Source organism: Sphingobacterium thalpophilum (assembly GCF_901482695.1).
Lineage (GTDB): Bacteria > Bacteroidota > Bacteroidia > Sphingobacteriales > Sphingobacteriaceae > Sphingobacterium > Sphingobacterium thalpophilum.
Genome location: NZ_LR590484.1, coordinates 1,995,283 through 2,011,153, shown reverse-complemented (window position 1 = coordinate 2,011,153; position 15,871 = coordinate 1,995,283). Strand labels below are relative to the sequence as shown.

Annotated in this window: 14 protein-coding genes and 1 tRNA gene; 6 read left to right on the top strand and 9 right to left on the bottom strand. The window is 43.7% G+C overall.

The genetic code is table 11. The features are described from left to right. Positions 1–49 precede the first annotated feature (49 nt). Positions 50–2,137 (bottom strand): ATP-dependent zinc metalloprotease FtsH, encoded by a 2,088-nt coding sequence (gene ftsH, locus FGL37_RS08630; RefSeq protein ID WP_037533932.1) that lies wholly within the window; start codon positions 2,135–2,137, stop codon positions 50–52. Positions 2,138–2,187: 50 nt separating this feature from the next. Next, complete coding sequence (rsfS, locus tag FGL37_RS08625; RefSeq protein WP_028071056.1) at positions 2,188–2,562, bottom strand: ribosome silencing factor; 375 nt, start codon at positions 2,560–2,562, stop codon at positions 2,188–2,190. A 47-nt stretch (positions 2,563–2,609) separates the two neighbouring features. Between rsfS and FGL37_RS08620 the strand changes: the two genes are divergently transcribed. The 4 genes from FGL37_RS08620 to pfkA all read left to right on the top strand — a co-directional run bounded on the left by FGL37_RS08620 (position 2,610) and on the right by pfkA (position 6,927). Next, positions 2,610–3,377 carry a biotin--[acetyl-CoA-carboxylase] ligase gene (locus FGL37_RS08620; RefSeq protein WP_028071055.1) on the top strand — a complete coding sequence of 256 codons (768 nt, stop codon included), beginning with the start codon at positions 2,610–2,612 and terminating at the stop codon, positions 3,375–3,377. A gap of 149 nt (positions 3,378–3,526) precedes the next feature. After that, positions 3,527–3,976 (top strand): protein-disulfide reductase DsbD N-terminal domain-containing protein, encoded by a 450-nt coding sequence (locus FGL37_RS08615; protein ID WP_028071054.1) that lies wholly within the window; start codon positions 3,527–3,529, stop codon positions 3,974–3,976. Between the two features lie 86 nt (positions 3,977–4,062). Then, positions 4,063–5,763, top strand: coding sequence for a protein-disulfide reductase DsbD family protein (locus FGL37_RS08610; RefSeq protein WP_037533931.1), 1,701 nt, complete (start codon positions 4,063–4,065; stop codon positions 5,761–5,763). Positions 5,764–5,952: 189 nt separating this feature from the next. Further along, positions 5,953–6,927 carry a 6-phosphofructokinase gene (gene pfkA / locus FGL37_RS08605; RefSeq protein WP_028071052.1) on the top strand — a complete coding sequence of 325 codons (975 nt, stop codon included), beginning with the start codon at positions 5,953–5,955 and terminating at the stop codon, positions 6,925–6,927. Between the two features lie 83 nt (positions 6,928–7,010). Here pfkA and FGL37_RS08600 read toward each other — a convergent pair whose 3' ends face one another. The 4 genes from FGL37_RS08600 to FGL37_RS08585 form a co-directional block, all read right to left on the bottom strand. Beyond that, entirely contained in the window at positions 7,011–8,150 is a 1,140-nt protein-coding gene (locus FGL37_RS08600) for a TlpA disulfide reductase family protein (protein WP_028071051.1), read from the bottom strand. Positions 8,151–8,224: 74 nt separating this feature from the next. Next, entirely contained in the window at positions 8,225–9,025 is an 801-nt protein-coding gene (locus tag FGL37_RS08595; protein ID WP_037533930.1) for a TPM domain-containing protein, read from the bottom strand. 119 nt (positions 9,026–9,144) lie between these two features. Further along, positions 9,145–9,573 carry a TPM domain-containing protein gene (locus FGL37_RS08590; protein ID WP_028071049.1) on the bottom strand — a complete coding sequence of 143 codons (429 nt, stop codon included), beginning with the start codon at positions 9,571–9,573 and terminating at the stop codon, positions 9,145–9,147. Positions 9,574–9,719: 146 nt separating this feature from the next. Continuing rightward, positions 9,720–10,298, bottom strand: coding sequence for a LemA family protein (locus tag FGL37_RS08585; protein ID WP_028071048.1), 579 nt, complete (start codon positions 10,296–10,298; stop codon positions 9,720–9,722). Between the two features lie 164 nt (positions 10,299–10,462). Between FGL37_RS08585 and FGL37_RS08580 the strand changes: the two genes are divergently transcribed. Both FGL37_RS08580 and FGL37_RS08575 read left to right on the top strand, forming a co-directional pair. Continuing rightward, entirely contained in the window at positions 10,463–12,007 is a 1,545-nt protein-coding gene (locus FGL37_RS08580) for an NAD(P)/FAD-dependent oxidoreductase (RefSeq protein WP_028071047.1), read from the top strand. 60 nt (positions 12,008–12,067) lie between these two features. Further along, positions 12,068–12,143, top strand: a tRNA-Gly gene (locus tag FGL37_RS08575). 45 nt (positions 12,144–12,188) lie between these two features. Here FGL37_RS08575 and FGL37_RS08570 read toward each other — a convergent pair. From FGL37_RS08570 to sufC, 3 genes are all read right to left on the bottom strand, one after another. Next, positions 12,189–13,418, bottom strand: a complete 1,230-nt coding sequence (locus FGL37_RS08570; protein ID WP_037533928.1) for an MFS transporter — start codon at positions 13,416–13,418, stop codon at positions 12,189–12,191. 312 nt (positions 13,419–13,730) lie between these two features. Further along, on the bottom strand, positions 13,731–15,038 hold the full coding sequence (gene sufD, locus FGL37_RS08565; RefSeq protein WP_028071045.1) for a Fe-S cluster assembly protein SufD: 1,308 nt from the start codon (positions 15,036–15,038) through the stop codon (positions 13,731–13,733). 55 nt (positions 15,039–15,093) lie between these two features. Continuing rightward, positions 15,094–15,852 carry a Fe-S cluster assembly ATPase SufC gene (gene sufC / locus FGL37_RS08560; RefSeq protein ID WP_028071044.1) on the bottom strand — a complete coding sequence of 253 codons (759 nt, stop codon included), beginning with the start codon at positions 15,850–15,852 and terminating at the stop codon, positions 15,094–15,096. Between the last annotated feature and the right edge of the window lie 19 nt (positions 15,853–15,871).

Here is a 15,871-nt window from a genome sequence, read left to right as displayed (position 1 = left end):
GTAGTATATAAATGCAGCGCCAGAGACTCCAGCGCTGCACAATTTTCAATTAGTTGATATTATTTGGCGACGGATTATTATCCAACCGGCTTTCATCCCTCGAGCTTGTCTCATCCGGATGAACGTCTAAAGGAAGATCTGTTTGCGGCACACCGCCGCCGTCCGCACCGTTAACAAATTCATCGTAGGTTGTTTTGGTTTCAAAAGGACGTTTGCCTAGGATTTCTTCAAGATCCGACTGGAAGAGTATCTCTTTTTCCAACAGCTTTTCTGCGATCTTGATCAGACCTTCTCGCTTTTCCAAAAGCAACTGCTTGGTCCGAGCATATACATCATTGATCAGATTGCGCACTTCAGCATCGATAAGCTCTGCCGTTTTGTCAGAGTAAGGCTTTTGGAAGGATGCTTCCGAACTGTCGCGGAACGATACATTTCCAACTTTGTCGTTCATACCATAGATCGCAATCATCGCATAAGAAAGCTGAGTGATACGCTCAAGGTCGTTTTGGGCACCCGTCGAAATTCTTCCAAAAGTTATATCTTCAGCGACACGCCCACCCATAGTCATACAGAGACTATCGATCAGCTGTTCAGTTGTATATAGAAACTGTTCTCTCGGAAGATACTGTGCATATCCTAAGGCTGCAACACCACGGGGCACGATAGAGACCTTCACCAAAGGATCGGCATGCTCCAAAAACCAGCCTGCAATAGCATGCCCTGCTTCGTGATAAGCCACAATGCGTTTCTCCTCAGGTGAGATAATTTTATTCTTCTTCTCAAGACCTCCGATCACACGGTCCACAGCGTCCTGAAAATCCTGCATATCAATTTCGGGCTTGTTTTTACGCGCAGCAATCAGTGCCGCCTCATTACAGACATTCGCAATCTCTGCACCTGCAAAACCAGGCGTCTGTGCGGATAATTTTTTAGCATCAACTTCCGCTGAAAGCTTCAATGGCTTCAAATGCACCTTAAAGATCTGCTCCCGGCCAATTAAATCTGGCTTATCGATAGAAATCTGGCGGTCAAAACGTCCCGGACGCAATAACGCGCTATCCAGCACATCAATACGGTTGGTCGCGGCCAGAATAATCACTCCCGAATCAGTACCGAAACCATCCATTTCGACCAGCAGCTGATTGAGGGTATTTTCGCGTTCGTCATTACCGCCCATCATCGAGTTCTTACCACGTGCACGTCCTATAGCATCAATTTCATCGATAAAGATAATACATGGTGCCTTTTCCTTTGCCTGTTTAAACAGGTCGCGCACGCGGGACGCGCCCACACCGACAAACATCTCGACGAAGTCAGAGCCGGACAAAGAGAAAAACGGTACCTGCGCTTCACCCGCAACGGCCTTCGCCAGCAAGGTTTTACCTGTCCCCGGAGGGCCAACAAGCAGTGCTCCTTTTGGGATCTTACCTCCTAAATTCGTGTATTTACGCGGGTTTTTCAGAAAGTCTACGATCTCCATCACTTCCTGCTTAGCTTCTTCAAGCCCCGCAACGTCATTAAACGTAATATTGATCTGCGATTCTTTGTCAAACAGCTGCGCTTTGGACTTGCCAATATTAAAAATAGCACCGCCGCCGCCAGCAGCACCGCCGCCCATACGGCGCATCAAGAAAATCCATATCGCCGCCAGCACAAGCAACGGCAGCATAAACGTTACAAACCAGCTCGCCCAAGGATTGGAGCGGTCTGCATAGGTAAGCTGTACTTTCGGGGTTCCCGGAGCCAGCTCGGCCTGTGATTCGGCCAGTTTCTTTTCCAGCACCTCAGCCGAAGCGTCTTTAAAAATATATTGCGGACCTGCATTCTCCTGGCCAGAAAGGCTTGGAATAGCATCATTTCCTCTAGAAACATCTTTAAAGCTGGGATTATCCTTCCAGCCTTTTTTTAGGTAAACTTCAACCTCGACAAGATCATTTTTCTTATAAGCTTCCAAGCGCTCAACAGCACCTGTTTTTAACATGCGTGTCTCAAAATCACTGTAGCTAATTTCCTTAGCCGGGCTTTCTCCAAAAACATATTGCAAGGCAAAAAAACCTAAAAACATGGCAATCATGAGCCACACAAAGTTAAATTTTGGCGGTTTTGGGCTTACCTTACTACTTGGGATTTTTTTCATTATATCGTAATTATATTTTCTTCTTATAAATTATTCAATCAGAGCCGCAATTAAGCACTCTGAAAATGCTGAATCTCTGCATCTCCCCAAAGCTCTTCTATTCCATAATGGGCTCTTTTTTCAGTCTTAAAAATATGCACAACCACATCCACAAAATCCAAAATCAACCATTCTCCATTTGCTTGACCTTCTTTGTATTGGGGTTCCTGTCCAAAAGCTTTATAGACCTCTTCTTCCACACTCTTGGCAATAGCATTAACCTGAATGTTAGAATCGGCGTGACAAATTACAAAATAGTCAGATACAGAACTGTGCAGTTCCCGTAAGTCCAAACGAACAATCTCGTTTGCTTTCTTTTCCTGCATGCCGTGGACGATAATTTCTGATAGACGTTGGGACAATTCTGAACTTTTATTTTTACTCATTAAAAAATATGATAGTTTTGACTTAATATTTATTTAATACTTTCAGTTTGCAAAATAACAATATTTCGGGACTTATCATCGGTCAAAATACAATATATCTTGACAAAGTTGCCTCTACAAACGATTATTTAAGAGAATTATTGTCAAATTTCAAGCCACTAGCTGAGGGCACTGCCATTTTAGCAGAAGATCAGTTTCAGGGAAAAGGGCAACGAGGCGGCACATGGTTTAGCGAACCGGGCAAAAATCTAACGGCTTCCATTCTCCTTAAGCCACATTTCCTATCCATAGCACAGCAATTTGCCTTATCGGCAACAGTGGCTATCGCTGCCGCTAAGTGGCTGAAAGACAAAACAGAACAACCTGTTTTCGTTAAATGGCCTAATGATATCTATATCGCCAACAAAAAGATTGCAGGCATATTGATTGAAAATAAAGTAAAGGGCGTCCAAATTGATGCGTCTATTGTCGGCATTGGCGTAAATATCAACCAGATCAATTTTGACACTGCGGAAACAATTACCTCGCTCGCCACACTTACAAATAGGGAGGATTATAACGTCAAAGAACTCGCAAATGAGCTCTTTTTGAGTATACAACAAGAGTATCAGACGCTGAAACAAGGCCTTCAGCGCCAGCTCGAGCGTTACAACCAGCTACTATTATGGAAAGGCGAAGAAAAACCTTTCTTAATCGATGGCATACAAAAAAACGGTATTATCCAAGGAGTATCCATAGATGGCAAACTACAGGTGCTGACCGAGGGAAAGCTTCAGAAGTTTGACATCAAGGAAATTAAACACCTTATATCCTAAACTTTACACAAATCAGATACATACTTCTTGAGAATAGGAATGCTTTACCTTAAATTTGTCCTATAGCAAATTAAACCTTCGGGGTATTTAACCATCAAAAGAACATAACACACGCTATACGTGTCTAGGAATTGAAAAATTAAAGTCGAATGAAAAAACTAATTTTATTGATGACTGCAGTACTTTTTGCAGTTACTGGAGCTTTCGCTCAAATTCACAAGCCGGTAAAATGGACAGTAGCCAGCAAAAAGCTGAACAATAACGAGGCTATGGTATATGTAAAAGCAACGATCCAAAATGGATGGCATATCTATTCTCAAAACATAAAAGATGGCGGTCCTATTCCAACCTCTTTCACATTTGCCAAATCGGGGGATTATGGCATCATCGGAAAAACTGCTGAGCCAAAACCTAAAGTAAAACACGAAGAGGTGTTCAAGATGGATGTCGGCTATTTCACCAACGAGGTTATCTTTCAGCAAAAGGTAAAACTAAACAAAGGAACAGCCACAGTGAGAGGAACAGTGGAATGGCAGGCATGTGATGCTTCGCAATGTCTACCTCCTGACGATTATGCTTTTGCTGTGACAATCAAATAGTAAAAATGATCTTATACGGATAAATTAATAAGGCGATTCTCATCGCCTTTTTTTATTTTTGAAAATAACATCACAATTAGATCCGCATGTTAAAAAACACATTTATTCTACTACTCATTGCTTTTTTCAGCCTTTCGTTCAGCGCAGCCAGTTTCGCGTTTCAGCAGGACAGCCTGACAAGCACCGAAGGGCTTCAATTTGAATCATCACCTGACACATCGACGGCCACGCAGCCCGTTCCTGAAGATCTGGCATTCTCCGAAGCACCGGACACAGTAAGCCAAGACAGCAGCCAGACAACCAAAGCGCCTATTTCCACTTCTATTGATCAGGATGCGGGGAAAAAGTCGCTCTGGGGTATCTTCATTGCAGGACTGCTCGGTGGCTTTGCGGCACTACTGATGCCTTGTATATTTCCTATGTTGCCTTTGACTGTCAGCTACTTCACCAAACAATCAGGCAGCCGGGCGAGCGGTATCAGCAAAGCCCTACTGTATGGCCTCTTCATCATCGTTATCTATGTGGCACTCGGTATGATTATTACTATTGCTTTTGGATCGGATGCCCTGAATGCGCTATCTACCAACGGCATATTTAATTTTTTATTCTTTTTGTTACTGGTTGTCTTTGCAGCATCCTTCTTTGGTGCTTTTGAAATTACGCTCCCAAGCTCCTTTGTCAATAAAATGGATGCAAAGTCGGATAAAGGCGGACTCGTGGGACTTTTCTTTATGGCTTTCAGCCTTTCGCTGGTCTCCTTTTCTTGTACAGGCCCAATTATTGGCACCCTACTGGTGGAAGCTGCTTCGAAAGGAGAACGCCTAGGTCCTGCCATCGGTATGCTGGGCTTCTCCATCGCACTGGCGATCCCTTTTGGTCTGTTTGCCATGTTCCCTTCGATGTTAAAGTCCTTGCCGAAGTCCGGCGGATGGCTCAACTCCGTAAAAGTTGTACTGGGATTTTTGGAACTAGCCCTGGCATTAAAATTTCTGTCCAATGTGGACTTAGCTTATCATTGGAACTGGCTCGACCGTGAAGTATTTTTATCCTTGTGGATTGCCATATTTGGGCTGATGGGGCTATATCTGATCGGAAAGATCAAATTTTCGCATGATAGCGAGCTTAAATTTTTATCCGTTCCACGAACTCTATTGGCGATTGTTGTCTTTTCTTTTGTTATCTATATGGTTCCGGGCCTTTGGGGAGCACCCCTTAAGTCCATCTCCGCATTTCTTCCGCCGGCGGCAACACAGGATTTTGACCTTTCAGCCGGAGTAGCAGCCTCTCCCGCCCACAGCGATGGCAAAGTGAAAAAGTACGCTGAAATCTTCCATGATCGTGGCACACCAAAAGGATTTGATCCGTACTACGATTACGATCAAGCTTTAGAAACAGCTAAAGAACAGAATAAGCCTGTGCTGATTGACTTCACAGGCTGGAACTGCGTTAACTGCCGGAAGATGGAAGCAAATGTCTGGACTGATCCGGGAGTAGCAAAATTACTGAAAGAAGAATTCATAATGGCCGAACTGTTTGTTGATGACAAAACAGAGTTACCGGCAAATGAACAGTTTATTTCAAAATATAGCGGCAAAAAGATCACAACCATAGGAAAGAAGAACAGCGACTTTCAGGCGTCGGCATTTAATAGTAATTCGCAACCTCTGTACGTGATCGTGGACGCTTCAGGAAAAGTGCTGGTGCCGCAGACAGGTGCAAATTACAACATCGCAGAATATAAAGCTTTTTTGCAGAGCGGCATCGATGCCTTTAAAGCACAAAGATAACGGGGGCAAATAGAAAATACCGCTATTTCAAACGTCCGGCTCATTGCAAAGTTTGTACTTAATCTGGTTACCGCTTTGATGAATTGCATTATAAAAAGCGTTTGTTTAGCTTCTTTCATCTTTGGAAGTAGATTTTATAACATAAATATAATTGTATATACGCACAAATTTAGCTAAGTTTGATTACGTATGAGTAACATTAAAAAAATTGCCGTTTTGACATCTGGAGGGGATGCTCCAGGAATGAATGCTGGTATCCGCGCCGTTGTGAGAGCGGGTATCTATAATAATCTTGAAGTATTTGGGATACGGAGGGGATACGATGGTCTAGTGAATGGCGAAATCATTCCGATGGACGCTAAATCCGTAGCCAACATCATACAGCGTGGTGGCACCATACTCAAAACAGCTCGAAGTGAAGCTTTCAAAACTGTTGAAGGACGTCAGCAAGCGTACGAAAATTTGCGTAGCCACGGAATTGATGCGATGGTCGTCATCGGTGGCGATGGGACATTCACAGGTGCCTCCAAATTTATCGAAGAATTCGACATTCCTATTATTGGTCTTCCGGGAACAATTGACAATGATTTGGCCGGAACTGACTTTACCATTGGTTACGATACAGCAATTAACACAGTTATTCAGGCAGTGGATAAAATTCGCGATACTGCCGAATCCCATGATCGCCTTTTCGTCATCGAAGTGATGGGGCGTGACTCTGGATTAATCGCCATCCGTTCGGGTATCAGTACTGGCGCTGAAGCTGTGTTGGTTCCTGAATTTGAGGTTGATTATGATGCCATCATGAAACGGCTGGATAAAAGTCGTAAAAATAAATCTTCACGCATTATTATTGTTGCCGAAGGCGACAAAGAGGGGGGAATGGTCGTTTCTGAAAAAATCAAGGAAAACTTTCCACATTATGATGTCAGACTCTCCATCCTCGGCCATATACAACGTGGCGGCAGCCCGACATGTATGGACCGCGTTCTCGCCAGTAGACTAGGGGTCGCTGCTGTGGAGGCCTTACTCGCCGGCCGTAGGGGCGAAATGGCGGGGCTGATCTGTGGTGAAGTTAGGTTTACTCCATTTAAAAATGCAATAAAGCACAATGTGAAAATGAATGAAGATCTCGTTCGGATTATTGAGATTCTTTCCTTATAGCTCTTTATTATCTATAAAAAAAGCGGTAAAATAACTAAGTTTTACCGCTTTTTTTATGGGATCTGCTTCCAGTATCCTGCAGACTACTTCAAAAGTTCAGCTAACTTAGCTTCCAAAGCTTCGCCCCGAAGGTTAGAAGCCACAATCTTGCCAGAAGGATCGATCAGGAAGTTTTGAGGAATTCCACGCACTTCATATAGTTTAACCGGAGCTGATTTCCATCCCTGCAGGTCAGATACATGTGGCCATTGCTGTAGATTATCATCATGAATAGCTTTCAACCAAGCATCTTTTTTACCCGGATTGTCCAGAGAAACTCCGAAAACTGTAAATCCTTTATCTTTAAACTTATTGAAAGCAGCAACCACATTTGGGTTCTCATGACGGCAAGGTCGACACCAGCTCGCCCAGAAATCCAACAATACATACTTTCCTCGCAATGACGATAGGGAGATATTTTTTCCTGTTGTGTCCGGAAGCGTGAAATCAGGAGCGACTGAGCCAATGGCAACAGCTTTCAATTTTTGAATACGTTCTGCCAGCTCTTTCCCTTTTTCGGAGTTTTTCAGCTCAGGAGACAGCTTTTCAAAAGATGCGACATATTCGTTCACGTTTTCACCGCTGAGGTTATCAGCCAATAGGTCTAAAGTATACCAGCTTTTGGGATTTTTGCCGATAAACTCCGCATCAGCCTTCTCCATTTTTTCGGAAATCTCCCCAGCTTGCTTCTGCAAGCCCTCTATGAATTTGGGGTCGTTTTTCTGCTCGTCGCTCGCTGCATAGTATTGTTGATTTAATGCTTCAAATCCGTCAGCGTAAGGTTTGATAAACGCCTTGTACTGGGTAAAATCGTCATTAATTGCTGTTCCGCTAATGATTGCGTCCTTAAATCCCTTTGTAGCATCTACTTTGATAACACCTTTGGACAAATACAGCTGCGCCGTCTCCGGTTGCTTCTGTGCCCCTCTCAGCTCGGCAAAGGACAATCCATCGGCTGAGTAAATCATAATACCTTTTGTAGGCGAAGCTACTTCACCATTGAATTTAAATTCGCCTTTTACAACAGCTGCGGAATCAAGCTGACGCGTTCCATTGGAAGCATATTGTAGAAATACTTTTGCTTTGTCAGAAGGTGCATTGACCTTTCCTGTCACTGTATAGCTTTCTTGCGCCATTAACAAGGCTGGTAAAAAGCTTAAACCCATTAATATTCCCTTTTTCATAATTATATACTTATCGTAAATGTAAAACATTTCCCCTGCACTGCTGTCCTATTTAACATTATTTAGCAAAGTTGTTACCAACGGCCCGACGCACCGCCACCACCGAAATCACCGCCACCAAATCCGCCAAATCCACCACCGCCGCCGCCGCCAAATCCGCCGCTGCCGCCACGACCACCGCCACCTAGACCGTTGAGCAGGGTCCACCAGAAAATGTCGGACGAACCGCGACCGTTCATCACGCGTCCGCCTCCTTTTCCACCCCCACCTCGATTTGAAAACATGACAACAAGGAAGATGACAACAATAATCACAAATATAATCGAGCCAGAACCACCACCACTTGGTTGTTTCGGATCTGCCTGATATTCTCCTTTCGCATAGGATATCAGCGAATTCGTCGCTTTGTCGACGCCACCGTAATAGTCCCTTTGACGAAAGGCAGGCTTAATATCATTCTCTATGATACGGTAAGCAATGGCATCTGGAACAGCTCCTTCAATCCCGTATCCGGTCTGAATGGTGACCGCACGATCACCTAGTGCCGCCAATAACAAGATGCCGTTATTGTACTTTTTGTTGCCCACCCCCCATTTTTTTGCGAGACGTACCGCATAATCCGAGATATCATAGCCACCCGTGGAGTTCATCAAAACAACAGCAATCTGCGTTGATGTTGAGTCTTCAAAAGCAAGAAGTTTTTGTTCCAGCATCTGCTTCTGGTCGGCAGTTAATGTGTTTGTATAGTCATTGACAAGTCTATGTGGTGTCTCAGGAAAGTCCTGTGCCATTGCCACAACTAAGGACGCACAGTACGCCAGCACCACCAAAAGTGAAATCCGGACCTGAGAACGTATTTTCGATGTTAATTTCATCAACTATTCTTATTTATTGCTTTCTATCTTCTATTAATTATGGCTAACAGCCCTTTAGGCACATCCGACCTAGCACTCCGCACCAAACGTACTTTTTCACGATATGCTCTGGCAACGACCTAACGGTCACCAAATACGATATCGTTCGGAAGCTCATTGACATCATCATGCTCGCGTGGAAAAAAATTGGCCAATTGCCGTCCAGCATGTCCAATCCCCGCGACCAAACCTTCAACGATCCTGCCCTGTCTGAACTCTTCCACCATAATATCTTTCGTACAGTTCCAAAAATCATCTTCAACCCGCTCATTGATGCCTTTATCTCCAATGATAGCAAACTTGTGATCTTCCAATGCAATATAAATGAGCACCCCGTTTTTCAAAACAGTTTTGTGCATCCCCAATTTTGAAAAATAATAAGTCGCTCTATCCTGTACTTCGTCAGGGCAATGATTTTCAATAACGACTCGAATCTCACCTGAAGTCTCATTTTCCGCCACGTTGATAGCATGAACCACTCTTTCTTGTTCTTCCGTATGTAAAGCCATAATATTTCCTGATTATTATCTGTTTTCCTAGCTCAGATAGTCAGAGGAAAACAGCACAGCTAAAACTGTTAATATAAAAAATGGATGATGGGCTCCCACGCAAGCCGCATCATCCACAATCCATCCATTACCAACAAAATGCTATTCTAGAATGATACAGTCGGTGCTTTGTCTGAACCCGGTGCTGCAGTAAATGTTCCTTTGGCCTTAAACCCGAACATACCGGCCATTAGATTATTTGGAAAACTACGTACAGTGGTATTATATTGTTGTACAGCTTCGTTATATGCTCTACGTTCTGTAGAAATACGGTTTTCCGTACCCTCTAACTGAGCTTGTAGTTCCAGAAAATTTTGATTCGCTTTTAAATCGGGGTAGGCTTCCACTGAAGCTAAAAGACGGCTCAGGGATCCGCTGAACTCGTCCTGCACTTTCTGAAATTTAGCGATATTCTCCTCCGACAGGTCATCTGCATTAATTGTCACCGAAGTGGCTTTAGCTCTTGCTTCAACAACAGCTGTCAGTGTGCTTTCTTCATGTTTGGCGGCACCTTTTACAGTGTTAACCAAGTTCGGGACCAAATCAGCACGACGTTGATAAGCATTCTCAACCTGCGCCCATTTGGCTTTGACATTTTCGTCCTGGGACACCATTGTATTGTAGCCGCAGGAGTTTAATGATACTAACGCAAAAAAACCAAATAAGGCTACCAAAAATCTATTCATTTTCATTGTTTAAAGAATTAAATACTATTCAAATTATACGGTTACACTATCAAAGCATATACCAAGCTCTTACTAAGATAAGAATATTTTTATTTCAAATCTGCAAATACGCAATATTCCTTAACTTTGTCCCGGTTTTGGGATAAAAACCCAGCCCCTATGATATGCAAAAAGAAATTGAGATCGCAATACCCCCCGAAAGAATCGAAGACGAGCAATATATCCTTCAACTGGGCATAAAAGCTCTGCGGCTAAAACCTCAGCAAATAAAAGCCTATAAGATCCGTAAACGTTCTATTGACGCACGCAGCAGACAGGTGGTATACCGAGCACGCGTTATTTATTATATCGACGAATTTCCGCTACCTGAAGTCTACGAAAATCACTTTAAATCCGTCCGCACGGGCAAACCTGTAATCATTGTCGGTGCAGGGCCGGCCGGCTTATTCGCTGCTTTACGCTGCATCGAGCGCGGGCTTAAACCGATCGTTATCGAAAGAGGCAAAAAGGTGCAGGAGCGAAGACGTGATCTGGCAAAACTGAACCGGGAGGGAATTGTCAATCCCGAATCCAACTATTGCTTTGGTGAGGGGGGAGCCGGCACGTATTCAGACGGTAAACTGTATACGCGCTCGAATAAACGGGGAGACGTCGACAAGGTACTTAAACTATTTGTTTCCCACGGTGCTGCAACCGATATTCTGGTAAACGCCCGCCCGCATATTGGCACCAACAAATTGCCGCATATTATCGAAGCCATGCGCGAAAGTGTTCTAGAGTTTGGAGGTGAATTTTATTTTGACCAGCGTGTCGACGATATTCTGGAGTCCTTTGGCCAGGTGCGCGGTGTAAAACTCGCCAGCGGAGAACAAATCAAAGCAGATCATGTCATCGTGGCTACAGGCCACTCTGCCAGGGATATTTTTGAGTTATTCCGAAGGAATAATTGGCTGATCGAAGCAAAACCATTTGCGTTGGGCGTACGCATCGAACATCCGCAGTCAATTATCGATCAAGCGCAGTACCATTGTCAGGTGAGAAGTGAACATTTGCCCCCAGCTTATTACAGCCTGGTCGAACAGGTGAATGATCGCGGCGTATTTTCATTCTGTATGTGTCCCGGTGGAGTTATCGCTCCCTGTGCGACCGACCAGAATGAGATCGTCGTGAATGGATGGTCGCCTTCGAAACGGAATAATCCACACGCCAATTCGGGCACAGTCATCCAGATCAATCTCGAAGACGTGCCAAACGCAGCGAAAGACCCTTTTGCACTGCTTGATTTTCAGAGACAAATCGAACACAAAGCCTATACGGCGGGCGGGGGCAAGCTTGTAGCCCCAGCGCAGCGTATGGTTGACTTTGTGGAAGGGCGTATATCAATGGACCTACCCGCAAACTCATATAAGCCAGGAACCTTGTCTACGGATCTCAGCGATATACTACCCGACTTTGTTCATCAAGCACTCCGTGGTGCCTTGCCGATTTTCGGAAAAAAAATGAAAGGTTATTATACCAACGAAGCCATTTTGGTGGGTGTAGAATCGCGAACTTCCTCGCCAATAAGGATTCCGAGAAATAAGGAAAATCTGCAACATCCTCAGGTAAAAGGACTTTACCCCTGTGGAGAGGGAGCAGGCTATGCTGGCGGTATTATTTCAGCCGCTATTGATGGAATTAACTGTGTCGATGCAATTGATTTAAATTGATATTTTTTTGATTTTTCTCTTGCAGAATAAGATCAAATGCTTTACTTTTGTAGCATCAACGCGAAAGTAGCTCAGTTGGTAGAGCACAACCTTGCCAAGGTTGGGGTCGCGAGTTCGAATCTCGTCTTTCGCTCCAATAAAAAAAGCTTCCATCATCTGGAAGCTTTTTTTATATTCACGTTTAGCGACGCTCCCTTTCTGCTCCCAAATCCATAATCGGACGATTGAAAAAAGACAGTAATCCCACAAGCACCACTGTCAGACCGGCAATAACAAATGCGGTAGCTACTCCAATGGCGTCAGCGATATATCCTGTAAAAAGGAGTCCGATCATACTTGGCAAAATCGCAATACTAAAATAAAGGGAAAAAACACGTCCCAACATTTCCGGAACGACCTGTTCCTGGATGATCGTCATAAAAGACGCTGAAAATACGGACATAGAAACACCGCCCAGAGCTGTCATGATGACAAATGGAATAAACCAGCCTGATGGGAACCATCCTGACAACGCAAAAGTCAGTCCCAACAATATATGCATACTATTGACAAGTACCACCTTTGAGAAAGATATCTTGGCAAGTCCTAGAGCACTTCCGCCAACCAGCATGCCTACCCCCCAGACAATTTCAATGGCGCTCATCTCCCATTTACCACCACCATAATGCCCGATAGTCAACAATGGAAACATGATCGCTACTGGCATAATGCAAAATGTGGCAACCATTGCGTATAAAAAAAGCATTTTTAAGCCTTTATTGCCATAAATAGCCAACAAACCCTGCTGAAGATCTTTTAATACCGCTCTGACAGTGGATTTGTACTCCGACTGCGGTAAATGCGGGATAAAGACAAAAAGCAACGATGTGATCGCAAATACGGCGCCTATAACATCCAGATAGAGCACTTGCGCTACCGGAAAATAAGTAATCGCCAATGTGCCCAATGCGGGTCCGGCAATGTTACTCACCGACTGAAGCATCTGATTAATACCCGATACACGTAGCAGTTTGTCCTCCGGCACCAACAGCGGTGCAATCGCCTGCATCGCCGGAGAGTGAAATGCTGAACCAATTGAACGACAGGCCATCAGAAGGTAAATTAAAAACATATCTGTATGCGTATCTTTCAGCACAAATGTCATCGCCAATGTACACAGCGCTATAAAACCATCCGCAAAGATCATGACTTTCTTCCTATCCCAACGATCGATAAAAACACCCGCAAAGGGACCTATAACTGCTTGAGGCAATAATCCGGCTATCGCCGCGAAAGCGAGTACCTCCGCCGACTTGTGGGTCAGGCTGAGCCATATCATGATCGAAAAATTGACCGCTGAGCTAGACAGTAGCGAAATGAATTGTCCAACCCAAATATAACTGTAGGTTCGAAACCAATTATTCTTTTCCATAAAACATAAATCAAAAATACAACAAGCATAGGACCGGGAACGGCCTATACATTTGACATAAAACGCGGATAGATCCGTGGATAAATTCAGGATCTCTGAATATTGTTAGGCTATAAAACCCAAGGTTTATAAGCGTAAGTTGTATATAAAGATGTGTACATAGCATTACAAAAATACGCCAAAAAGACTAAAAACGCAAGAGTAGCACCTAATACACCGGCGCTCCTATTGGTTTGGTCATGAAGGCAAGCAAAAAAAAAAGCGTTTACCCGATGGATAAACGCCTATATGAATACTGTGAAACTGTATCGATTAATTCGTTTTTAAGCTCTCTTCTACCAGTTCTTCCACATATTTCCGGACAACATCGTTTGAGAAACGCGTAGTCACGTCAAAAGCAAACGCATGTACCAAAAGAACGCGCGCCGACTCCTCGCCGATGCCTCTTGCACGCAGATAAAATAATGCTTCATTGTCAAATTGCCCGATAGTACAGCCGTGCGAGCATTTTACATCATCTGCAAAAATTTCGAGCTGCGGCTTGGTGTATACAGCGGAATGATCCGACAGCAACATGTTATTGTTCTGTTGGAACGCATTTGTTTTCTGTGCATCTTCGCGGACAAAAATTTTCCCGTTGAACACGGCCGTGGAGTTGTCCTGTGTGATATTCTTATACCACTCATAAGATTCACAATGAGGCTTCAGGTGATCTACAATGGTATGATTGTCAACCAGTTGATCTCCAGCAGTCAAATTGATTCCATACAAGTGACTTTCTACATTTTCCGCATCCAGCCGCACATTGATATTATTGCGGATAAATGCTGCTCCGGGGAAGTTACAGTTATAATTGTTGTATAAACTATATTTCTCTTGATAGACCTCTGTATGGTTAAAATAACGGCTCACGGAATCAGCTACCTGTAAATAGTAATGCTGTACTTTCGCATTTTCCTGTACAACAATTTCCGATACCTTATTGTGTACATTATTGGCTGCACCGTCTGCGGTAATAAAGCTTTCAATCAACTCAAATTCGGCATTCGGTTCTACAACCACCAGATTACGTGTCTGCGCAAAGAAATCTTCCTGTCCCATCGCCACATGGATAATCTGGATTGGCTTATCCAATACAACGCCCTTCTTCAAGTGAATAAATACACCATTGGTAAATGCCGCTGTATTAAGCGCCACCATGATGTTGTCAGATTTATCAGCATATTGTGCAAAATGTGTTCGGAAAGCTGGTTCGTCAACAGCAGCATCCATCGGAATAACAGTGAGCCCTTTTACTTTTTCCAACTCACTTACCGCCAATACATATTGACCATTTACAAGAATGATGCGATAGGCATCCAAACCCGGAATCTCTCCTGCACTAAAATCCAAGCCCTCGATATCCACATCGACGTCAAGCGCATAGGGCTTATTAATGATACTGTGGATATTTGTATATTTCCATTCTTCATTCTTAACGGTGGGAAAACCTGCTGCTTCGAAGCGTTCGAAAGCCCGCTGGCGCGTCTCCACGAAAAAAGCAGGCTCCGTCGCCAGCTCCTGATCTCTGAACGCTCCCAACACTTGTTGAAGTAATGATTCTGAAACTAATGTACTCATGTTATTATTTAATCAAATCGCCAAACTTTCTTTCAATCCTTTATCAATTAAAAGGTTAGGCGTTTTGTGTATCATATTCTTTTAACCAATCGTATCCCTTTTCTTCGAGTTCCAAGGCCAGTTCTTTAGGGCCTGATTTCACGATGCGGCCGTTATATAGGACGTGTACAAAATCGGGCACAATATAATCCAATAGGCGCTGATAGTGTGTGATAACGATAAAGGCATTATCTTTAGAACGCAATTGATTCACACCGTTGGCTACAATACGAAGAGCATCAATATCCAAACCGGAATCCGTTTCATCCAAAATAGATAGCTTCGGATTCAGCATAGCCAGCTGAAAAATTTCGTTACGTTTTTTCTCACCTCCTGAAAATCCTTCATTCAAAGAACGATTGGCCAGGTTAGCCGAAAATTCGACCAGCTTTTGCTTCTCTTTCACCAACTGCAAAAATTCTTTCGCTTCCATCGGCGGCAGGCCTTTGTACTCACGAATATCATTGACTGCCGTTTTCAAGAAATTGATGTTCGATACCCCCGGAATTTCGACAGGATACTGGAAAGCCAGAAATAAGCCTTCCCGCGCACGATCTTCCGGAGAAAGCTCTAGCAAGTCTACGCCATCCAATAGCGCTGACCCCGCACTGACCTCATACGATTCACGTCCCGCCAACACATTACCTAAAGTACTTTTTCCTGCACCGTTAGGGCCCATAATTGCGTGAACTTCTCCAGCTTTAACTTCTAAGTTTAACCCTTTTAATATTTGTTTGTCTTCTACAGACGCATGTAAATTTTTAATGCTTAACATTTTATTCGTATTGAGTATT